Here is a 20,756-nt window from a genome sequence, read left to right as displayed (position 1 = left end):
ACCGCGTGAGCGGTGTTTTTTTGTAGCAAATTTGGGGATTAGGACGGGGTAGAGGCTCGCCCGGTATGCTGAATGTCCTCGTCGCTGTCGTCGGGGTAGGCTTCGCGGATGGCGAGCATGTCGTCCACAATGGTGAAGAAGATGTTCACCAGCTTGGGGTCGAAGAGAATGCCGCTGTTGTCGCGGAAGTAGTCGCCAATGCTCTTGATGGACCACGGGTCCTTGTAGACGCGCTTGGACAAAAGGGCGTCGAACACGTCGGCAATGGCCCCAATGCGTCCGTAGAGGTGGATTTCCTCGCCTGCGAGGCCTTGGGGATAGCCGGAGCCGTCCCAGCGTTCATGATGCTGGTAGGCGAGGATGGCGGCCGCGCGCATGATGCGCTTGGGCGAGGCGTTGAGGATGGCGTAGCCGATTTCCGTATGCTTTTTGATGACTTCGTATTCCTCGGCGGTGAGGCGGTCTGGCTTGAGGAGGATGGAGTCCGGGATGCCGATTTTGCCGACGTCGTGCATGGGGGCGACCATACGGATCATGCGGGCTTCCTCTTCATCCAGCCCCGCGCCCTTGGCGAGGAGGTAGGTGAATTCCGCCATACGGCGAACGTGGTTGGCGGTTTCCTTGGAGCGGGTTTCCACCACTTCGCCAAGGATGAGGATGATTTCTTTCTGCGAGTCGAGGATTTCCTGCCGCTGCTTGGCAAGGGCCTTTTCGGCGCGGATGCGCTCCAGCATTTCGGTTTTGAGCTGGGCGGTGCGTTGCTGCACTTCGCGTTCAAGGTGCTCATGATACAGGCGGTTCTCGCGCAGGAGGCGGGCGCGTTCCAAGGCCTTGTCGATGGCGTGGGCAAGGACGGCCATGTCTTCAATGGGTTTGGTGACGTAGTCCCATGCGCCGCGGCGCAGCGCCTCGATGGAATCTTCCAAAACTCCGGTGCCGGAGACGACAATGATGGGCGTTTCCGGGCTTTCCTTGGTGATGTTGGAGAGCACCGCCAGCCCGTCCACCTCGGGCATGCGTAGGTCCACAAGGATGATGTCCGGCGTACGCTCGCGAAAAACCTCCAGCCCGACGCGGCCGTTTTCTGCCTGCAGGACGTTGTAGCCGCTATCTTCAAGATAATCGCCGATGCTTTGGCGGATCATCTCTTCATCATCGATGCAGAGAATGGTGGCCATGGCTTCGGACATGAGCGGGTCATGCTGGGGGGTATGCCGGGATGAAGGGTCCATGGTTCTCCGAATAGGCTTTGGGGAGTGGTTTTATAGTGTATATGTACCTTCTTTGCAGGGTGCGGGCAACTCCCAGACGCGCAGGAAGGGTGGCCGCGCGCGGAAAAACACCAAAATGCAACGCAGCCGCCACAGAAAAAATACTGTTTTGGCGGTGGGTTCTGGCTTTACCACCGCACAAGGAAGAGGTATAGCCATGGGCATTATGAGTGTACTTCTTCAACGCTATTGCCCCAATTGTGGCGAACAGACCTACCAGCGCTACCATTGCTGCCTGAAGGAGAGGTTCACCTCCCGCTCGTACCGTGTTTGCGAAAAGTGCCACGCCAAAATCTTTGAGGACGGCACCTGCGAACGCCCCCAAAAGCGCGAGATGGACCTGCCCACGCCGTGGTAGGCTGAAAATCCGTCCTTTTCCCCGGCACGCGTCTCATCTATACTCTCGCGGCGAATCGACACTTCTTGCGTGACATTCGGCCATATAGGGAGGCGCATGAACACAACGGACCTCATTACTCTCGCTGGCGGGCTTGGCCTGCTCCTCTTGGGCATGAAGCTCATGACGGACGGTCTCAAGCTCGCCGCAGGCGGCTTTTTGCGCCGCGCTCTTACTGCATCCACAAAAACGCCGCTTCGCGGCATCCTTTCCGGCTTTGTCATGACATCTGCCGTGCAGTCGTCGTCGGCGGTGACCGTGGCGGCCATTGGCTTTGTCAACGCGGGCATCATGGCCCTGACGCATTGCGTGTGGGTGGTGTATGGCAGCAACGTCGGCACCACAACCACGGCGTGGCTGGTGGCGATGCTGGGCCTCAAGGTCAGCATCAAGGCCCTTGCCCTGCCGCTTATCGCCGTCGGCACCGCGCTATGGATTGCCGGTGCGGTGTCCCGCCGCGCCGCCCTTGGCGAGGCCCTTGCCGGGTTTGGTCTCTTTTTCCTTGGCATTGAATATCTGCAAGGCGCCTTTCTGGACCTTGGCACCTCCTTTGACCTGACGACCATCGCTTTGCCGGGGCTGGCCGGGTACGCCGCCTTTGCCGCGGTGGGCTTTGCGCTGACCTGTCTTATGCAGTCCTCCAGCGCGACGATGGCGTTGGTGCTGACGGCTACGGCTGGGGGGATGATTCCCATTGAGCAGGCGGCCGCTGCGGTCATTGGCGCCAATGTGGGCACCACCAGTACCGCCGCCCTTGCCGTTATTGGGGCAACGCCGCAGGCGCGGCGTGTGGCGGCGCTGCATATGGTCTTCAACCTGCTGACGGGGTGTGTGGCTATTGCGCTGCTGCCCGTGTTGGTGGACAGCATCATTTCTGCGCGCGCCGCCCTTGGCATGGATGCGGAGCCGGCGTCGGTGTTGGCGCTGTTCCACTCGGTGTTCAATGTGCTCGGCGTGCTGGTGATGGTGCCTATTACGCCCGCTTTGGTGCGTTTTTTGGAGAACCGCTTCCGCACCGCGGAGGAGGACGAAGGACGGCCACGCTACCTTGACCGCAACACCCTGAGCACCCCGGCTGTGGCCGTTGGCGCGCTGGGCAAGGAGACGGAGCGCATGGCCGACATCGCCCGCCGGGTGATGCACAGCGCGCTCAACTGTACCACGGGCCATTGCCGCGAGGTGGACCGAAGCCGCGCCATTATGGACAAGCTGCATGCGGCCATTGCGGACTTTGCCACGCGGGTGTCCAAGGCAGGTCTGTCGCAGCGTGCGGCGGAGGTGGTGCCGGATATTTTGCGCTCCGCGCGGTACTTTGCCATGGCGGGCGAGCAGGCGCAGGAGGCCGTGGCCATTGTGGGCCAGCTGGAAGACCTGGAAGGGGCTTCCGTGCAGCCGCTGTGGCTGGATGTTTTGGAGCAGGCGCAGTCCATTATCCTGCACGCCGACCCCGTGGATGAACGCTACGACGAGCGGCGGCTCCTTGCGCGGGAGCGCGAATTCGAGACGCGGTACCAGGAGCTGAAGCTCGCCTTGCTGGACGCCGGGGCGCGGGCGGGCATTGCCATTCCGGTGATGGTGGCGCATTTGGACTATATGTCCTGCGTGCACCGGATGGTGGATCAGGTGGTGAAGGGCGCGTGCCAGCTCAGTGAAGTGCGCGCCGCCTCCGTGGTGCGCAAGGCCCGCTCCGCTATGAAGGGGTAGCTGGCGCCACCCGGTGTGCTCTGCTGCGCCTGCGCGTTTCGCCCGCTTGCGCCGCGTTTTATGGCGCGGGCTGTGGGCGCTTGGCGCTGTGCTATGAGCCGTGTGCGCCTCGCCCTTGAGGCAGGGGCGCATCCAAGGCATCCCCGCTGCGTCGCCGGGCGTGGGAGGGCGGCGAGGCTGTGCTTCGCCGTATGGCCGGAGTCCGCATCTGTACGCGGGGCAGGGGGCGAGCAGCCTGTAAACGCGCCCCAGCGTCACCACGAAAAAGCCCCCTTTCGGGGGCTGTGTGTCCGGGGCGGGCGGATACTTGGAAAGTGTGCCGCATCTCCCCTCCCGAAGATCCGCACCGCCTATCTCTGGTTATCGCCGTCAACTCAGAAGACGGAGTTCACGGTCCCTCATGAGTTTGCGCAGCTTGAGGTTGCGCGTTCCCGGCAGCCTTGGGGACAGATCGTTGCTGTCCTTGTAGGCCGGGTTTTCATCCAGAAAAGTCATGTGCCACCAGATGTCATCCATACTGATGTGCCTGCGCAGGTAGGCTTCGGACTCCATGTGGCTGAAGTGGTGCACCACGGCGTTGGTGATAACGGCGGCCTGGAGCTTTTGCGAGGCCAGCGCGCTGTTGATGATGTATTCCTCCACGCGGTGGTTGCCCTGCACGGTCCTCAGCGGCATGGGCAGGATGAGGTCCATCAGCCGCCGGTCGTAGATGATGCATTCCGTGGACAGACGCGGTACGTAGGAGAACTCCGGGCGCTTTAGGTTCAGGAACTTTTCTTCAAAGCCGTCAAAGAGCACCTTTTCCCACACAAAGCGGTGCAGGATGGCGTTGTGCGCCACGCTGGTGCCCGGCAGGCGCGAGCGCTCGCGCTGGTAGTGGGCGCGCAGGGCGCGGTCCATCACCTGCCGCCCGGTCACGCTCACGGGCGCAACGGTGGAGGCCAGCACCACGCGGGGGTGGTTCTTGTGCATCTTGTACGCGGCGATGAGCCGTTCCAGCCAGCGGGGCGTGACAAAGACGTCCTCGTACATCTTGATGATGACGTCGTCGATGTGGCGGGCCATGATGATGTTTTGCATGGCGACCACGGCCGGCACGTAGCCCCGCGGGGTGGTGTAGACGTCAATGACGCCGGGGTGGCGCTGTTGGAAGGACTTGATAAGCAACGAGTGCTCGTCCGAAACATCGTTGGCGAGGATGTAAATCTTCTTGAAGCGGGAGAGGTCGGTGTACAGCTCAAGGCACTTGAGGCACAGGACAAAGCAATCCATGCGGTGCGATGTGATGAGCATCAGCACTGGATGGACGTCTCTGGCCCTTGGGGTGATGTCGATAATCTGTGCCATGTGCCCGCTCCCGGCGGCCTACGGTGAATCACGCTGACAAAAAGGGTGGAGTCTGCCTCTTTGTCAAACATGTGATCGGCCGTTACGGAAAATTTCTTTAGGGAAAAAATCGGGGCGGAATAAAAAAAATCCAGTGGGGTGTTCAACTGGTTGGAACACTACACGAATCCGATGGAAAAAAATAGTGCTTCGGGAGAGAAATATGCGTCCTTCCCCCTGCATGATGAGGTGCTTTGCATGAACATGTCTCCTTCTGCCCGCCGTCTGTACATATTCCTGATGATACTCACCCTCGCTGGTGCGGTGGGCTTGCAGGGCTGGCGGACGCTGGTCAATAACTTCGCCGTTGATGTGGTGGGTGTTGATGGTCTGGAAATGGGCATTATTCAGTCCATTCGAGAGGTTCCGGGTTTTTTGGCCTTTTTGGTGGTGTATCTGCTGCTGTTTATTACGGAGCGGCGGCTTGCGGCATTTTCCATCGCCGTGGTGGGCCTTGGGGTGGCGCTGACGGGCTTTTTCCCCACCACGTGGGGGCTGGTGGCCACCACGCTCATTATGTCCTTTGGCTTTCACTACTTTGAAACGGTGAACCAGTCCCTGACGTTGCAGCATTACGACCTTGCCACCGCGCCGCTGGTATCAGGGCGGCTCAAGGGGCTGACGTCGGTGGGCAACCTTGCCGTTGGCGGGGCGATTTTTCTTTTGGCCGAGGTATGGGATTACCCCATGCTCTTTGCCGGAGTGGGGCTGGTGGTTGTGGTGGCGGGCCTTGGGGCGCTCTTTGTCCCCATTGCGGACGTGGAGGCGCGCCCGCAGCGCAAGGGAATGCTCCTGCGCAAGAAATACTGGCTGTATTACCTGCTGACCTTTTTCGCCGGAGCGCGGCGGCAGATTTTTGTGGCCTTCTCCGTGTTCCTCATGGTGGAGCGCCTTGGGTTCACCGTGCAGGAGGTGACGGCGCTGTTCATTTTCAACAACGTGGTGAATTGGTTCGTCTCGCCGCGCATCGGCCGCGCCATTAATCGCTTTGGCGAGCGCGCCGTGCTGAGCGTGGAGTACGCGACGCTTATTGTGGTCTTTGCCGCCTACGGCGTGGTGGAGAGCAAAATGGTGGTCGCTTTCCTGTATATTCTGGACCATGTGGTCTTCAACTGCTCCATCGCCATCAGAACGTATTTTCAGAAAATTGCGGAGCGCGAGGACATTGCGCCCAGCATGGCCGTGGGCTTTACCATCAACCATGTGGCGGCGGTGGTTATTCCGTTTTGCGCCGGGGCGGTGTGGCTGCTGCACCCCTCGTGGGTGTTCTTTAGCGGGGCGGTTTTGGCGGCGGTTTCACTGGGATTTGTGCAGTGCATCCGCATTCCGAAAGCCGAAGACGGCGCCGCTTAGGCTCACCACAATGCCGCGGGTGGCGGGCCGTATGGGGCGCGGGCGTGGCGGCGGCCTGCCGGACCGGGAGGGGGATGTGCACATACCGGCGGCAGGAATTGCACAAGTGCACATGCTTGCACAAAGTGCACTGGTGTGGTGCAATCCGCTTGCACAACGGCAGGGTGGCGGCTGAGTGCTTTTTCCATAATAGCTTGAAAAAGTTGCGGTTTATGTTTTGGCACGCCTCGTGCTGTAGCTTAAGAAAACGCAAAAGCCCCAAAAAAGGAGCACAAGCTATGACGAAGAAGAACACCACCATCGCAGCATTTGTCGCGGTAGCGGTTTTGACCCTCGCCGCTGTGGCATACGCCGGACCGCATCACGGACAGATGCGCGGCCAGATGGGCGGCCACGGCTGGGGACAGGGATACTGCGGGCAGGGCTATGAAGCACTGACCCCCGAACAGCAGCAGAAGGCCGACGCCATCGCGCAGCAGTTCTATCAGGACACCAAGCCCCTGCGCGAGCAGATGTACGCCAAGCGCGCCGAGCTGGAAGCTCTGCTGGCCAGCCCCAATGCCGACCAGAGCCGCATCGACGCCGTGACCAAGGACATCGCCAATCTGCGCAGCCAGCTTTTTGAAAAGCGCGTGAAGTTCCGCCAGCAGATGGGTAGCGAAACCGGCATCCGTATGCCCATGGGCCGAGGCTACGGCCATGGTGGTTACGGCCACGGCGGCTACCATCGCGGCGGCGGTGGCGGCGGCTACTACGGCAACTGCCCCGCTCTCGACTAGCCCCGAACCTTCGCCACGTGGCGGAGGACAACATTACAGCCCCTCCTCATAGCGTCCCCGGGGTCGGTATAGACTGGCCCCGGGGTTGTTATTACAGGATGACCCAATGGAACTTGGTCTCCGGTCAAACAAGGATTCGAATCCCCTCCTCGTCGCCGCCATCGCCCTTGTGGTGCTTGGTCTCGGCATCAGCTACGTCACGTGGCACAACCTTCGCCAGCAGCGCGAAACCATCAATGAACACATGTTTTTGTCCTCCCGCGTGATTCTGCGCGGGATTGAGACAAGCCTTATGCGCGAGATGCGCGGGCACAGGCGGCACGGCATGCGCGGCATGATGCAGCAGCAACAGCCCCTGCCCAGCATTAAGCCGCAGGTGGTGGAGATGCTTTCCGACCTCGTGAATCAGAGCGAGGTGGAGTTCTTGTCCCTGTACGCCCAAAATGGACGCATGCTGCTGTCCGTTGGCGCGGAGGGCCTCAATTATCCGGAGATTCCCGGCCACGGGTGGGATGTGCTGCAATCCACCGGCGAGTGGCAGGCCTTCTATTCCGGAGACAAACGCAATATTTTCGTGGCGGCCCTGCGCTCGCGCCGCGGCCTTGGCCAGTTGTGCGAGATGGATTCCGGCATGGGCACAACCGGTGTTGGCGTGCCGTACCTCGTTGTGGGACTGGATGCCACGCGCCACTTGCAGCAGTTTAAGAAATTTCGCTCCACGGCCATGTACCAGACGCTGTATGTGCTGCTGGTGGCCCTCTTTTTGTGGGGGCTGGCCATTGCCTACCTGCGCCGCCGCGACCAGGGGCGCCGTCTGAACCGCTTGGAGCGCTTCCACTCCCGCCTGCTGGACACCATGCCCGACGGCCTTGTCACTCTTGATGACGACGGCCTCATCCGCGCCGCCAACCCGGCGGCGGAGAATATCCTTGAGGTGGAGGGCAAAAAGCGCCTTGTCGGGCGTATGTGGACGGACCTGCCCCTGCGCAGTGCCGGGGGCCGCGACATTTCCGCGCAGGACAAGTGCGGCTCCGGGCGCACATGGGTGCAGTATGAGTACGCGGGGCGCAGCCTTGAGGTGCTGTGCCTGCCCATTCCGCCCTCGGAGCGCGGCGCGGACGAAGCCAGCGAGCGTTTGGTGCTGGTGCGCGACAGAACGGAAATCAAGGCCCTGGAGGACGACCTTGTGGAGGTGCGTCACCTTGCGGCAGTGGGCCGCCTTGCCGCCGGACTGGCGCATGAAATCCGTAACCCCCTGAGCGCGCTTCGCGGCTTTGCCCAGTTCTTTGCGGACAAGCTGCGCGGCCAATCGCCCGAGGAACAGTACGCCGATACCATGGTCCGCGAGGCGGACCGTTTGGACAAAGTGGTGTCGGACCTGCTGTTTTTGTCGCGCCCGCGGACGCCGGAGCGCTCCGCTGTGGATATGCAGCAGCTGACGGCGGACCTGCGGCACCTGTTGTCGCGCGATTTTGAGCTGCGCGGGGCGGAGTTTGGCACCCAGCTGAGTGATGCGCCCGTACATGCCGACCCGGATATGCTGAAGCAGGCGCTGCTGAACCTTGTCATTAATAGCCTCAACGCCGTTCCGGACGCCGCCTCTGGCGAGACGGGCCGCGTGGAGGTTGCCACTTATCAGGAAGGCAACGCCACCATTGTGGCGGTGCGCGACAATGGCCACGGGATGACCGATGAAGACCGCGAACATGCCCTTGAGCCGTTTTTTACCTCCCGCAAGGAGGGGACGGGGCTTGGACTCGCCATCGTACACCGCATCATGCGCGCCCATGGCGGGCAGGTGTCCCTTGTCTCCACCACGGACGAGCGCGTGCATGGCACCGAGGTGCGCCTGAGCTTTCCGCTGGTCATTGAAGAAGAACGCTTAGACGGAGTCGACAACGATGCGTGAATATGGGGAAGCCAGAAGGGTTCTCGTCGTGGATGACGAGCCGGCTCTTCGCCTGCTTGTGGGCGCTGTGTTGCGCGATGCGGGCTGGCACGTCATGGAGGCCGAAAGCGCCGAGGATGCCCTTGGCATGTTGCCCGATGCCGGACCGGACGTGGTCCTGCTGGACATGCGCATGCCCGGTATGGACGGTCTGGAGGCCCTTGGCGCCATCCGCGCCGCCGTGCCCGGTGTGCCGGTGGTGATGCTGACGGCCTACGGGACCGTCGGGTCCGCCGTTGATGCCATGAAAAAGGGCGCCTTCGACTATCTGACCAAACCCGCGGATAACGAGGAACTCAAAGCCGTGCTCGATAAGGCGTGGGACTATTCCCGCCTCGTGGCCGAAAACCGCGAACTGCGGCAGGAGACGGGCATCAGCGAGGGCTTCATCGGCCAAACGCCGCAGATGGAGCGCGTGCGCGACCTTATCACCCAGACCGGGCCTACCGAGGCCACGGTCCTTGTGATGGGCGAATCCGGCACCGGCAAGGAACTGGTGGCCGCGGCCCTGCACGACGTCAGCGCCCGCGCCAAAGGTCCGCTTATCAAGGTCAACTGCGCGGCGCTGCCCGGCGATTTGCTGGAGAGTGAACTCTTTGGCTACGTGAAGGGCGCCTTTACCGGCGCAACCCGCGACAAACCCGGCCGTTTTCAGTTGGCCTCGGGCGGGACGCTGCTGCTTGATGAAATAGGCGAGATGCCCCTTGAGCTGCAGGCGAAACTGCTGCGCGCCCTGCAGGAGCGCATTGTGGAACCCCTTGGCGCGGTGGGCGCGGTGCCTGTGGACGTGCGCATTGTTGCCGCCACCAACCGCGACCTTGCCGCCGAGGTGGCGGCGGGCCGCTTCCGCGAAGATTTATACTACCGCCTGAACGTGCTGGAAATCCGCATTCCCCCGCTGCGTGAGCGCATGGACGACATGCCGCTGCTTGTGGCGCACCTGCTGGAAAAGCTGGGGCGCAAAAACCGCAAGCAGATGCGCGAGGTCAGCCCCCGTTTTCTGGAGGTGCTGTCGCATTACGCGTGGCCCGGCAACGTGCGCGAGCTGGAAAACGCCCTTGAGCGTGCTCTTGTGCTGTCGCGCACCGATTCCCTGCGCGAGGAGGACCTGCCTCCGCAGGTGCGCGCCGGTGGTACGCCGGAGGGCATGCAGCCTGTTGCCGCGCCATCCCCGGCAACGCGCGGTGTAGTGAGCACCGCGGCCATGGACGCCGCCCAGCCTGCGGCCCGGTCTGCGGACGATGCGTCCGGCCTTGGCCGCCCCGGCCCTACATCCCTAGACGATGCGGAGAAGCAGGCCCTTGTGGAAGCGCTGGAGGCCCACGGCGGCCACAGGCAGAAGACGGCGGACGCCCTTGGCATCAGCCGCCGCACCCTGCAATACAAATTGCGCAAGTATGGATTGACTCGGCGCGCCTAGCAGGTGCGTTGTGGCGCAGAGGTGAAGGCGCTTCTTGCCCCTGCGTCTTTCCTCGCCGCGCGGGCAGTGAAGGCCACCCGCAACAGGGGCCTGCATGGCCAGAACAGCCTGAATGGTTTTTGATAGCCGCGCCGAAGCCGTGCTGGAAAACGGCAAAACAAAGCGCCCGGTCCATATGGACCGGGCGCTTTTGCGTTGCGCAGTGGGCGCCGCTAGTCGTCCACGCCAAGGGCGGCGAGGAGCTTTTCCGGCGGGCGGCGTTCGGGCACGGTTTTGTGGGGGAGAGCGCCGTCAATCCACGCCTTGGAGACATACAGCCCGCAGTAGCACGAGCCGTATTCCTCAATATCCGGGTCGCGGTAGACGCAGGGACAGATGATGTCGCGGTCCGCATCAAAGCCGCCGCTGGCCAATCTGCACGGACAGGCCATGTAGCCGTAGCGGTCACGGTTATCCAGCAGGCTTTGCAGCAGGGGCATGGTCATGTCCATGTCCGGGTTGAAGTAAAAGCCCTTGGCCTCCTGAATGGGCCCGAGGCGGGAGAAAAGTTCCTTGGCATCCATGATCAGACTCCGAGCAGGTCTTTGAGCTTGTCCTTGCGGAAGCCGACAACGACCTTGTCGCCGTCGATGACGATAGTGGGAAAGGAGACGGCGGGGTTGTGGCTGCGGACCTCGTCGATGCACTTGGTGCGCTCTTCGCCCTTGAGGTCGTCAACGTGGATGCAGTCGTACTCAACGCCGCATTCATCAAGAAATTCTTTTGTTTTTCGGCAGTGGACGCAGGTAGTAAGCGCGTAGACCTTGACGTGGCTGGCCATTGAAACCTCCGTGCCCGAAGCATGTGTGCGGTGTCGCAACGTGGGGGCGGTTGATGTCAGGTTGTCCTTCTTGTGTAAAAGCTTGCAAGTGGAAGGTCAATGGGGGACGCCGGGCTAGGCCAGTCCGCGTCTGGCACGGCGTTCCACCTTGGCCGCAAGCACGGAGCAGGCGCTGGTCAGCAGCAGGTACAGCACCGTCACGGTAATCCACGTTTCAAAGGTCATATACGTGGCGGCCATAAGCTCCATGCCCTGAAAGGTCAGCTCCTGAATGGAAATGATGGAGACGATGGCGGAGTCCTTGATGGTGGAAATAAACTGCCCGGTCAGCGGCGGCACTATACGCGACAGGGCCTGCGGCAAAATAACGCGGCGCATGCGCTGCCAGCGCGACAGCCCAAGGGCGTAGGCGGCCTCGTACTGCCCGCGCTCCACGGATTGGATGCCCGAGCGCACGTGCTCCGTGATGTAGGCGCCCTCGTACACCGCAAGGGTCATAAGACCGGACAAAAAGGCCGAAAAGCGGTTCACCGGGGCGGCGGTGAATGCAATGACGCCCTGCGCCCAGTCCGGCGCGCCGCGCACCAGGCCATCCACATTCAGCGCCATGAGCAGCTGGTCCGACAGAAAAAAGTAAAAGATGAACACCAGCACAAGGGGCGGCGTATTGCGCACAAGGCCCACGTAGACCTTGCCCGTCAGCCGCCAAAACAGGCTGTGGCTGGTGCGCGCCAGTCCCATGGCCGTACCGATGATGGTGGCAAACAGCATGGTCCACAGGCTGAGGCGGATGGTGGTGAGCAGTCCCTGCGTCAGCAGGCCGGGCACCCAGCCCTCCTGCGTGTCGTGGCGCAAGAGAAACTGCCCGATGCGCTCCCAGTGCCATTCGTAGTCAAGGCGCGTTTCAATGCGCCAGCCCATGTAGGCCACGGCGGCGGCGATAAGCGCCAGCAGAACAACGTCAAGGACGCCAAAGCGGGTGGATTTTTCTGGAATCACGGTGATGCTTTTGTGCGGATGGCGCGCCGCCGCCGAAGCGGCGGCGCGAAAGAGCTACTGGAGCTGGTCCTGCCAGTCCATGGTGTTGAACCAGTAGTACTGGCGCTCCTGAATCCAGCCCTCGGCGCGGACCACGCGGATCCAACTGTCGAGGAAGTTCAGAATGTCGATGTCGCCCTTGCGCACGGCAATGGCGTTAGGCTCGTTGGTGAACGGCTCCTCAAAGGGCATGTAGAGCTTTTCCGGGTGCTTGATGGCTTCCTGCGCGGGCAGGGGGGCCATGCTTACAAAGGCGTCGGCGCGGCCGTTCAGGAGTTCCTGCACGGCCTGTGGCTCTTTGTTGAACAGCTTCATGCGGGCGTTGGGCATGTATTTTTGGGCGGCCTTGGCTGCCGTGGTGCCCTTGCGCGCGGCGATGGTGATGTCCTTGGAGTTGAAGTCGTCAAGGGAGGAGAAGCCCGGCGCGTTCTTTTTGTGCGCGACGATGGACATGCCCGTGCTGTAGTAGGGGATGGTGAAGTTGACCTTGACGGCGCGGTCCGGCCGGATGCTCATACCGCCGATGAGCAGGTCGAACTTGCCGGCCAGCAGGGCGGGGATGATGCCGTCCCACGAGGTGGGCACGAATTCGACGTCCACGCCCATGTCCTTGGCGAGGCGGCGGGCGACGTCGATTTCAAAGCCGATGAATGTTCCGGTTTTATCCTTCATGGCCCATGGCACAAAGGTGTCCATGCCCACGCGCAGGGTGCCGCGCTTTTGGATGGTGGTCAGGGTGCTTTCCTCGGTGAGCTGCCGGGAGGTATCCCCCGCGTGTGCCGCCACGGCAAACAGCAGAAGGACAAGGGCCATGAGGACCGCGCAAATGCTTTTGGCTTGGGTGTTCATCAGGGTCTCCTTTGCGGTGATGTGGTGCCGGACTACAGAATTTGGCTGAGGAACAGGCGGGTGCGTTCCTCGCGCGGGGTATCGAAGAAGACGTCGGTGGAGGCCTCCTCCACAATGCGTCCATCCTCCATAAAGATGATGCGGTCGCCCACCTCGCGGGCAAAGCCCATCTCGTGCGTGACCACAACCATGGTCATGCCCTCGCGGGCGAGGTCGCGCATGACTTCAAGCACCTCGCCGATCATTTCGGGGTCCAGTGCGCTTGTGGCTTCGTCAAAGAGCATCACGCCCGGATGCATGGCCAGGGCGCGGGCAATGGCGACGCGCTGCTGCTGGCCGCCGGAGAGCTGCGCCGGGTAGCTGTCGCCCCGGTCGCCAAGCCCCACCCGCGTGAGCAGGTCCATGCTGGTTTGGGTGGCATCGGCGTCGGATTTGCGGCGGACAAGGGTTTGGGCAAGGTTCACGTTCTCCAGCACCGTCAGGTGCGGGAACAGATTAAAGGACTGAAAGACCATGCCCACGTCCTGCCGGATGGCGTCGCGGTTTTTGCGGTCGCCGTTCAGGGGGATGCCGTCAATGACGATGCGCCCCTCGTCAATGTCTTCCAGCCCGTTGAGGCAGCGCAGCAGGGTGGACTTTCCAGACCCGGACGGGCCGATGATGACGACCATTTCACTGCGCAGAACGCTGAGGCTGACCCCCTGCAGGGCGCGTACGCCGTTGGGGAAGGTCTTGGACACGCCGTCCACCGTGATGATGGGCGCTGCGTCCTGTGCGCCGCTTTTGGTGGATTGTGCGGAGGTATCAATGAGCATGGGGTTCCTCGCTGTAGAGCCGGCGTTCAAGGACGGAAGCAACCCACGACAGACTGATGGTGACGGCCAGATAGATGGCGGCCACGGTGAACCAGATTTCGAAGGTCAAAAAGGAATCCGCAATGACCAGCTGGCCCTGTTGGGTCAGCTCGTACACCGCAATGGTGCTGGCGAGGGCGGAGTCCTTGACGAGGGACACGGCAACGCCCGTCAGCGGTGGCAAAATGCGGCGGATGGCCTGCGGCAGAATGATTTTACGGTAGGTGTCAAAGCGTGACAGCCCAAGGCTGTATGCGGCTTCCCATTGGCCCATCTGCACGGACTGGATGCCCGCGCGGAAAATTTCCGATGCATAGGCTCCCTCGAAGAGGGACAGCGTGAGCACCGCAGCGGTAAAGGCCGAGATGTCCAGCACAGGAGCAATGACGAAATAGATGAAAAAGAGCTGGATGAGTAGCGGCGTGTTGCGGATAAGCTCCACGTACCCCTGCGCCACCACGCGGCCCATAAAGGAGTCCGACAGGCGCAGCACGGCGGCGGTCAGCCCAAAGATGAGGGTCAGGCCAAGGCTCAGCCCCGTAATCTGCAGCGTGACCCACAGCCCCTGAAGGAGCGGTCCCGGAGTGAAGGTGCCCCCGGAGAAGGAATAGAGATAGCGCGGCACAAGGTACCACTGCCACTGGTATCCTAGCCCGCCCTCGCCAAGGAACAAAAGCCACAGGATAAATGCGCCAAGGCCAAGGAATTTGGCGATGTCGATGGCGGAGCGTCGCATGGTTGGTCTGGTGAGGGTGGCCGTGGTCATGCCTGCGGCTCCCTGCGGTGTGGCCGGGACAGGCGGGGCATGAGGCTGGCGGAAAGAGAGAAGGCATGCCGCCCGCACGCGCCGGGGCGCGGCGCATGCAAACACGGTGCGGACAGAGGGCGGAGCAGGGCGGCAGGGGAAGGCATGGGCTAGTGCTCCGTGTCCGCTATGGCGCACAGTTCACCGCCGGGGCCGTAAAAGACCACGGATGTCTGGCGCGCGTACTGCAAGCGCTGTGTCTGGCGGGTTCGCATGATGGGCATCCTTTCGGTATCGGCTTTTCAGCGTAGCAGAACCTGAGGCATTTGCAAACGCGGGGGCGTGTGTCCCCCGGCAGCTACCCGCTGTGGTCGTCCGGCGTGGGCGGGCAGGAGCGCTCCACCAATTTCATATACTTGTGGAAGGCGTAAATAAAGGCGTGCACGCCCAGCACCAGTCCCGCGCGTCCGTCGCGGAAGCCCTGCTTGAGGACGTATTGCTTCAGGAATTTGCCAAAGGCATGGGCCAGCGCTGTGCCGACACCGGCGCGGCGTCCCTTGGCCTGCATCTCGCGCGCGGCAAGGGACGTGTAGCTGTTGATCTTGTCCAGATGCTCGGCAAGGTCGGCGTAGGGGTAGTGGATGATGTCGCCCTCAAGGGTGCGCGTGGCGGCCGTGGGGTGGAACTCCTCGTGCGGGAGCATGCCGCGGATTTCCACGCTGTCCAGCCGGAAGACGCGCAGCAGGCGGTCCGGGTACCAGCCGCTGTGCATGATGAAGCGGTCCAGATACCACGAGCGGCGCGGGCACCAGAAGCCCCCGGCCCCCTGCGGGTCGGCCAGGGCGCTGAGGACACCGGCGCGCAGCTCCGGCGAAAGAAATTCGTCCTGATCAAGGGTAATAATCCACGGCGTATCCACGTGTTCAAAGGCAAAGCGGAACTGCGGGATGGTCCCTTCCCAGTCGCGGTGCAGAATGTCCGCCCCGGCGGCTTTGGCGATATCGAGGGTGGCGTCGGTACTGCCGGAGTCCACCACCAAAAGCCTGTCGCAAAAGTCGAGGCTGGCAAGGGTCTTGGCGAGCCACTTCTCGCCGTTGAAGGTCAGGATAACGCCGGTGATGTTTTGGTTCATGCGTGCTTTTGGGGGGTGCCGCGCCGGCGTGGGGTGCCACGCCGGCGGGCGGTGAAAAAGTGTTCGTGCAGGGCCAAGGGCGCGCGGGCGCTAGAAGTCCGGGGCCTCGGCTTCGCTGTCGTCTCCGGCCAGCTTTGCTTCAATGATGGCGATGGCGTCGGCCACCACGGCCTCCAGCGGCTGCGAGGCATCCACAATGCGGAAGCGCTTGCGGTGCAGGGCGGCCAGCGTCAGATAGCCTTCACGCACGGTGTTGTGGAAGTTCAGGCTTTCGGCTTCAAAGCGGCCCTCGGTGTCGCACTTCTGTTCCTGCATATTGCGCGAAACCGCGCGGCCAAGGCCGACCTCGGCGGGCAAGTCGAAGAGCAGGGTCAGGTCCGGCCACATGCCGGAGACGGCCACATCGTTGAAGCTGTGCAGCTGTTTGGGGTCCAGCCCGCGGCCGTAGCCCTGATACGCCACGGTGGAGTCGGCGTAGCGGTCCGAAATGACAATCTTGCCCGCCTCAACAGCAGGGCGGATAACCGTAGAGACATGCTGGGCGCGGTCCGCAAGGTAGAGAAACAGCTCGCTCGGGCCGGTCAGGTCCGTGCTCTCGATGTCGAGGAGCAGTTTGCGCAGTTCGCGGCCGATGCGGCTGCCGCCGGGTTCGCGGGTCAGCAGGACTTCGCGCCCCGTTTCCTCCAAATGCTTCTGGACGGCGCGCAGGACGCTGGACTTGCCGGAGCCTTCTATCCCTTCAAAGGTAACAAACATAATTGGTTGCTTTCCTCTTTGTCGCACTCGGGGCGCGGCTTTGGCGTGTGAAATGGGCGGTAGACGGGGCGCGACAGAGCGCGCAGATACTGGCTCCAGCCGGTTTCGCCGTCGGGGATGTCTTCCAACGCGCCGGAAACGGTGTTCATCTTGGCGTCCATGTTGTCCGCAAAATGCAAGGCAAAGGCCTCGGCAGTCTTGGGGCGCTTGGGTGAGCCGAATTCCAGCTCTCCATGGTGGCTGAGGATGAGATGCTTCAGGTGCATCTTCAGCTCCGGCTCAAGGTCTTTGGCCTTGACGAGGAACGGTTCCAGAACGTCCAACCCTAGCTGGATGTGGCCCAGAAGCCGCCCCATGTCGGTGTGCTCGCGCGCGGGACCTTCTGCGTACTCCCACGCCTTGCCGAGGTCGTGGAAAATGGCGGCGGCAAGCAGCACCTGCCGGTCCAGATTGGGGTACAGGTCGCAGTAGCTCATGCACAGGTTGCATACGGCAAGGGTATGCTCCAGCAGGCCGCCCGCGTAGGCGTGGTGGATGCTGATGGCGCCGGGAGCCTTCATGATGCGCGATTTGACCTCGGGCGCGGTGAGCACCTTGCGGCACAGGGTGCGCCACGGCTTGTGCTCCAGATGCCGTTTGCACAGGCGCTCAATGTCCGCCAGCATGTCTTCCGGCTCGCGCTCGCTGGAGGGGATAAAGTCGCCAATGCGCAGGCCCTCGGCGTCGGGGTCGAGGATTTTGACGGCATCGGCCACAACCTGCGGTTGGTCGCGGTAGGTGCCGACCTGCCCGCGGATGCGGACGACCATCCCGGCGGCAAGTTCCGGACAGTTTTGGCTGTGCGGCGAAAAAATCTTGGCGGGAACCTCTCCGGAGTTGTCGGCGAGCGTCAGGCCCCAGAAGGGACCGTTTTTTGCCTGCCCGAGTCGGGCTTCCGTCAGGACGAACACGTCGTCCACCGTCTGACCGGGGGAGAGGTCGTGCACGAAGGTCTGCTTTCGGGTCATGGTTCCGTCTTGTCGTGTCAAGGTGTCTCTCTATAAGGAGCGGCCCCGCTTTGGCAGTGCGGCCGCGTCATCGTCAATTGCGGCGGACGGCTGTCCCCACAGCACCGAGGCATAGCAGAGTCCCCGCGGGGGCGCAATGTGCGCGCCCGCCGCGCGCGGCGCATCGCGCCGGAGTTTTTGGTGTTTTTTGCGGCCGTGGCTCGTGGCGTTGGCAGTGCTCTTTCGCCGCGCTTTCTGCCGTATTCAGGCCCACGCCCGACCCTGCGTTTCACACCGCGATGAGGGGATTTCCCCTTGGGCGTTGCGGGTCATCTGCGCTTGGGCTATCGTCGGCTGGAATGTGTCGGCGTAGCCGCGCCGGCGACCATCCGCTCACGTTTAACCGACCAAAAAATCCATGAATATTCTTCTTACCAACGACGACGGCATTCAGGCCCCCGGCCTCCGGGCCATCTACAAGGCGCTTTTGGATGCCGGGCACACCGTGCAGGTGGTGGCCCCCGTGTCCGAGCAGTCCGCCGTTGGACACGCCATCACCATCGCCATGCCCCTTAAAGTGAAAAACTTCAGGGAAAACGGCTTCAAAGGCATTGGCGTCTACGGCACCCCGGCAGACTGCGTCAAGCTGGGCCTGACCACGCTCCTTGGCGGGCAGCGCCCCGACCTTGTGGTTTCCGGCATTAACAGCGGCTGCAACGTTGGCGTGGATATCATCTACTCCGGCACCGTCAGCGCCGCCACCGAAGGCGTGCTGGAAGGCATTCGCGCCATTGCCGTGTCCTACGACGACTGGACGCCGCAGGATATGACCGGGCAGGCCAAGTGGGCCGCGGACTTTATCGGCCGTACCGACTGGGACGCCCTGCCGCCGGATGTTCTGCTGAACCTGAATCTGCCCAAAGGCCCCATCGAAGAAGCCAAGGAACTCGTCCTCTGCCCGCAGACCAGCACTTCCTACCGCGACTGGTATCAGGAGCGGCATGACCCGCGCGGCAGCGCCTACTACTGGCTGGAAGGCGAAATCCCCCACGAGCGCGTTGGTCCGGAGACGGACCGCGGCAAGCTGAGCGAAGGGCACATCACCCTGACGCCCCTGCAATTTCGTTTGACTGACGAGGCTCTGCTCAAGCAGCTGGATGCCCTTGGCGTTCGTTGACAGCAAGCCCCTGACGGGACTATATAATAGTGGTTTCACAGTCAGTCCGCCCGGACCGGTAGACCGGTTCGGGTGGGTTTGTAGTGCGCAAGGCAGGGCAGTGTCCCTTTGCTGACACGTGAAAAATGTCAGAAAAAGCAGACGGTTGCCCCTACCCATATCTTTATCAAAACAGGATACCGAGGAGGACTTCATGCCACTTACCGGACCCAAGGAGATGTTCGAGAAGGCGTATGCTGGTGGTCACGCCGTTGGCGCTTTCAACGTGAACAACATGGAGATCATTCAGGGCATCATCGCCGCGGCCGAGGAGGAGCGCGCCCCGCTTATTCTCCAGGTCTCCGCCGGGGCACGAAAGTACGCCAGCCAAGTGTACCTGATGAAGCTGGTCGAGGCCGCGCTTGTCGAGTCCGACCTGCCCATCTGCGTGCATCTGGACCACGGCGCCGACTTCGATATCTGCAAGGCCTGCATCGACGGCGGCTTCACCTCCGTGATGATTGACGGCTCGCATCTGCCCTTTGAGGAGAACATCGCCGTCACCAAGAAGGTTGTCGAATACGCCCACGACAAGGGCGTGTGGGTCGAGGCCGAACTCGGCCGTCTGGCCGGCATCGAAGAGCATGTCGTCTCCGAGGAAAACGTCTACACCGAGCCTGATCAGGCTGTGGAATTCGTTGAGCGCACGGGCTGTGACTCCCTCGCCATCGCCATCGGCACCAGCCACGGCGCCTACAAGTTCAAGGGCGAGCCGCGCCTCGACTTTGAGCGCCTTGAGACCATCACCAACATGCTGCCCAAGTACCCGCTGGTGCTCCACGGCTCCTCGTCCGTGCCGCAGGAATACCTCGACATGGCCAATGCTTTCGGCGGTGAAATCCCCGGCGCCAAGGGCGTGCCCGAGGACCTGCTGCGCAAGGCCGCCAAGTACGGCGTCTGCAAGATCAATATCGATACCGATATCCGCCTTGCCATGACCGCCGTCATCCGTAAGACCCTCACCGAGCAGCCCGCTGTGTTCGACCCCCGCAAGTACCTTGGCGCCGCACGACAGGCCGTCAAGGACATGGTGCAGCACAAGATCAAGAACGTGCTCGGCTCTTCCAACGCCATCTAAGCTGAGAAGGATTATACAATGGCAGTTAAAGTCGGTATCAACGGTTTTGGCCGTATTGGCCGTTTTCTTACCCGCCTCATCGCCAAGGACGAGAACCTCGAACTGGCAATGATCAACGCCCGCGCAGACAACGAGTCCCTCGCGCATCTGCTGAAGTACGACTCCGTCCACGGACGTTACGACGGTGAAATCGTCGCCAACGAAGACGGCTTCGTCATCGACGGCCAGCAGGTGAAAGTCACCCGCCACGCCATTGGCGAGTGGACCTGGAGCGACTGCGACGTTGATATCGTCGTGGAAACCACCGGCCGCGTGAAGGACGGCAAAGGTCTCGCCGAACACATCAAGTGCGGCGCAAAGAAAGTCATCATCGGTGCCCCCGGCAAGGACGTGGACCTCACCGTCGTGCCCGGCGTCAACGACGACCTCTACGACCCCGCACAGCACAACGTGCTGTCCAACGCCTCCTGCACCACCAACTGCATGGCCCCCGCCACCAAAGTGCTGAATGACACCTTCGGCATCAAGCACGGCCTGATGACCACCATCCACTCCTACACCATGAGCCAGCGCATTCTTGACGGCTCCCACAAGGACCTGCGCCGCGCCCGCGCCGCAGGGATGAGCATCATCCCCACCACCACCGGTGCCGCCAAGGCCGTGACCGCCGTCATCCCTGAACTCAAGGGCAAGCTCGACGGCATGTCCATGCGCGTGCCTACCCCCAACGTCTCCCTCGTGGACCTCGTTGTGGAAGTGGAAAAGGACGTCACCGTCGAAGAAGTCAACGCCGCCCTCAAGGCCGCCGCTGAAGGCCCCATGAAAGGCAACATGGGCTTCTCCGAAGAACCCCTCGTCTCCATCGACTACGTGTCCAGCTCCTACGGCGGTATCGTCGACTCCCTGCTGACCTCCGTCATGGACAAGCGCATGGTGAAACTCATCATCTGGTACGACAACGAAGGCGGCTACTCCAACCAGCTCCTTCGCTTCATCCGCCGCGTCGCCAAAGACCTGTAAAAGG

20 protein-coding genes are annotated in these 20,756 nt (G+C 62.1%); 9 read left to right on the top strand and 11 right to left on the bottom strand.

Annotation, left to right across the window (positions count from 1 at the left end; translation table 11 throughout):
* Window positions 1–38: 38 nt before the first annotated feature.
* A complete protein-coding gene (locus ACI3L3_RS03100; RefSeq protein ID WP_404843632.1) occupies window positions 39–1,232 on the bottom strand; it encodes an HD domain-containing phosphohydrolase in 1,194 nt (397 codons plus the stop codon).
* Window positions 1,233–1,428: 196 nt separating this feature from the next.
* On the opposite strand from ACI3L3_RS03100, the gene ACI3L3_RS03095 reads away from it, so the two are divergent.
* Together ACI3L3_RS03095 and ACI3L3_RS03090 are read left to right on the top strand one after the other, a co-directional pair.
* Window positions 1,429–1,629 carry a hypothetical protein gene (locus tag ACI3L3_RS03095; protein ID WP_404843631.1) on the top strand — a complete coding sequence of 67 codons (201 nt, stop codon included), beginning with the start codon at window positions 1,429–1,431 and terminating at the stop codon, window positions 1,627–1,629.
* 96 nt (window positions 1,630–1,725) lie between these two features.
* Window positions 1,726–3,372, top strand: coding sequence for a Na/Pi cotransporter family protein (locus ACI3L3_RS03090; protein ID WP_404843630.1), 1,647 nt, complete (start codon window positions 1,726–1,728; stop codon window positions 3,370–3,372).
* A gap of 369 nt (window positions 3,373–3,741) precedes the next feature.
* Here the strand turns inward: ACI3L3_RS03090 and ACI3L3_RS03085 are convergent, their stop codons facing one another.
* Window positions 3,742–4,719: a glycosyltransferase family 2 protein gene (locus ACI3L3_RS03085; protein WP_404843629.1), complete on the bottom strand. Its 978-nt coding sequence runs from the start codon at window positions 4,717–4,719 to the stop codon at window positions 3,742–3,744.
* Window positions 4,720–4,956: 237 nt separating this feature from the next.
* Between ACI3L3_RS03085 and ACI3L3_RS03080 the strand changes: the two genes are divergently transcribed.
* The 4 genes from ACI3L3_RS03080 to ACI3L3_RS03065 all read left to right on the top strand — a co-directional run bounded on the left by ACI3L3_RS03080 (window position 4,957) and on the right by ACI3L3_RS03065 (window position 10,258).
* On the top strand, window positions 4,957–6,111 hold the full coding sequence (locus tag ACI3L3_RS03080) for an MFS transporter (protein WP_404843628.1): 1,155 nt from the start codon (window positions 4,957–4,959) through the stop codon (window positions 6,109–6,111).
* A gap of 278 nt (window positions 6,112–6,389) precedes the next feature.
* Window positions 6,390–6,890, top strand: coding sequence for a periplasmic heavy metal sensor (locus ACI3L3_RS03075; protein ID WP_404843627.1), 501 nt, complete (start codon window positions 6,390–6,392; stop codon window positions 6,888–6,890).
* Between the two features lie 106 nt (window positions 6,891–6,996).
* Complete coding sequence (locus tag ACI3L3_RS03070) at window positions 6,997–8,799, top strand: nitrogen regulation protein NR(II) (RefSeq protein ID WP_404843626.1); 1,803 nt, start codon at window positions 6,997–6,999, stop codon at window positions 8,797–8,799.
* Window positions 8,792–10,258: a sigma-54-dependent transcriptional regulator gene (locus ACI3L3_RS03065; protein ID WP_404843625.1), complete on the top strand. Its 1,467-nt coding sequence runs from the start codon at window positions 8,792–8,794 to the stop codon at window positions 10,256–10,258. The genes ACI3L3_RS03070 and ACI3L3_RS03065 overlap by 8 nt, the downstream gene beginning before the upstream one ends.
* A gap of 212 nt (window positions 10,259–10,470) precedes the next feature.
* Here ACI3L3_RS03065 and ACI3L3_RS03060 read toward each other — a convergent pair whose 3' ends face one another.
* The 9 genes from ACI3L3_RS03060 to ACI3L3_RS03020 form a co-directional block, all read right to left on the bottom strand.
* Window positions 10,471–10,821 (bottom strand): ferredoxin-thioredoxin reductase catalytic domain-containing protein, encoded by a 351-nt coding sequence (locus tag ACI3L3_RS03060; protein WP_404843624.1) that lies wholly within the window; start codon window positions 10,819–10,821, stop codon window positions 10,471–10,473.
* Between the two features lie 2 nt (window positions 10,822–10,823).
* Window positions 10,824–11,078 (bottom strand): glutaredoxin family protein, encoded by a 255-nt coding sequence (locus ACI3L3_RS03055; protein ID WP_404843623.1) that lies wholly within the window; start codon window positions 11,076–11,078, stop codon window positions 10,824–10,826.
* Between the two features lie 114 nt (window positions 11,079–11,192).
* Complete coding sequence (locus ACI3L3_RS03050; RefSeq protein WP_404843622.1) at window positions 11,193–12,077, bottom strand: amino acid ABC transporter permease; 885 nt, start codon at window positions 12,075–12,077, stop codon at window positions 11,193–11,195.
* Between the two features lie 54 nt (window positions 12,078–12,131).
* Complete coding sequence (locus tag ACI3L3_RS03045; RefSeq protein WP_404843621.1) at window positions 12,132–12,965, bottom strand: transporter substrate-binding domain-containing protein; 834 nt, start codon at window positions 12,963–12,965, stop codon at window positions 12,132–12,134.
* Between the two features lie 32 nt (window positions 12,966–12,997).
* Entirely contained in the window at window positions 12,998–13,723 is a 726-nt protein-coding gene (locus ACI3L3_RS03040) for an amino acid ABC transporter ATP-binding protein (RefSeq protein ID WP_404844111.1), read from the bottom strand.
* A gap of 46 nt (window positions 13,724–13,769) precedes the next feature.
* Complete coding sequence (locus tag ACI3L3_RS03035) at window positions 13,770–14,585, bottom strand: amino acid ABC transporter permease (protein WP_404843620.1); 816 nt, start codon at window positions 14,583–14,585, stop codon at window positions 13,770–13,772.
* A 337-nt stretch (window positions 14,586–14,922) separates the two neighbouring features.
* On the bottom strand, window positions 14,923–15,696 hold the full coding sequence (locus tag ACI3L3_RS03030; protein ID WP_404843619.1) for a glycosyltransferase family 2 protein: 774 nt from the start codon (window positions 15,694–15,696) through the stop codon (window positions 14,923–14,925).
* Between the two features lie 90 nt (window positions 15,697–15,786).
* On the bottom strand, window positions 15,787–16,452 hold the full coding sequence (gene tmk / locus ACI3L3_RS03025; protein ID WP_404843618.1) for a dTMP kinase: 666 nt from the start codon (window positions 16,450–16,452) through the stop codon (window positions 15,787–15,789).
* Window positions 16,428–17,459 (bottom strand): 3'-5' exoribonuclease YhaM family protein, encoded by a 1,032-nt coding sequence (locus tag ACI3L3_RS03020; protein WP_404843617.1) that lies wholly within the window; start codon window positions 17,457–17,459, stop codon window positions 16,428–16,430. The genes tmk and ACI3L3_RS03020 overlap by 25 nt, the downstream gene beginning before the upstream one ends.
* A 397-nt stretch (window positions 17,460–17,856) precedes the next feature.
* Here ACI3L3_RS03020 and surE point away from each other — a divergent pair, with 397 nt between their 5' ends.
* The 3 genes from surE to gap all read left to right on the top strand — a co-directional run bounded on the left by surE (window position 17,857) and on the right by gap (window position 20,752).
* Complete coding sequence (gene surE / locus ACI3L3_RS03015) at window positions 17,857–18,615, top strand: 5'/3'-nucleotidase SurE (RefSeq protein WP_404843616.1); 759 nt, start codon at window positions 17,857–17,859, stop codon at window positions 18,613–18,615.
* 193 nt (window positions 18,616–18,808) lie between these two features.
* Entirely contained in the window at window positions 18,809–19,732 is a 924-nt protein-coding gene (gene fba / locus ACI3L3_RS03010) for a class II fructose-1,6-bisphosphate aldolase (protein WP_404843615.1), read from the top strand.
* Between the two features lie 18 nt (window positions 19,733–19,750).
* On the top strand, window positions 19,751–20,752 hold the full coding sequence (gene gap / locus ACI3L3_RS03005; protein WP_404843614.1) for a type I glyceraldehyde-3-phosphate dehydrogenase: 1,002 nt from the start codon (window positions 19,751–19,753) through the stop codon (window positions 20,750–20,752).
* The last annotated feature ends 4 nt before the right edge of the window (window positions 20,753–20,756 follow it).

It is taken from the genome of Desulfobaculum sp. SPO524 (assembly GCF_044987625.1).
GTDB lineage: Bacteria > Desulfobacterota > Desulfovibrionia > Desulfovibrionales > Desulfovibrionaceae > Desulfobaculum.
Note: the sequence above shows the minus strand (reverse complement) of the source record. Positions and strands in the feature narration are given on the sequence as shown.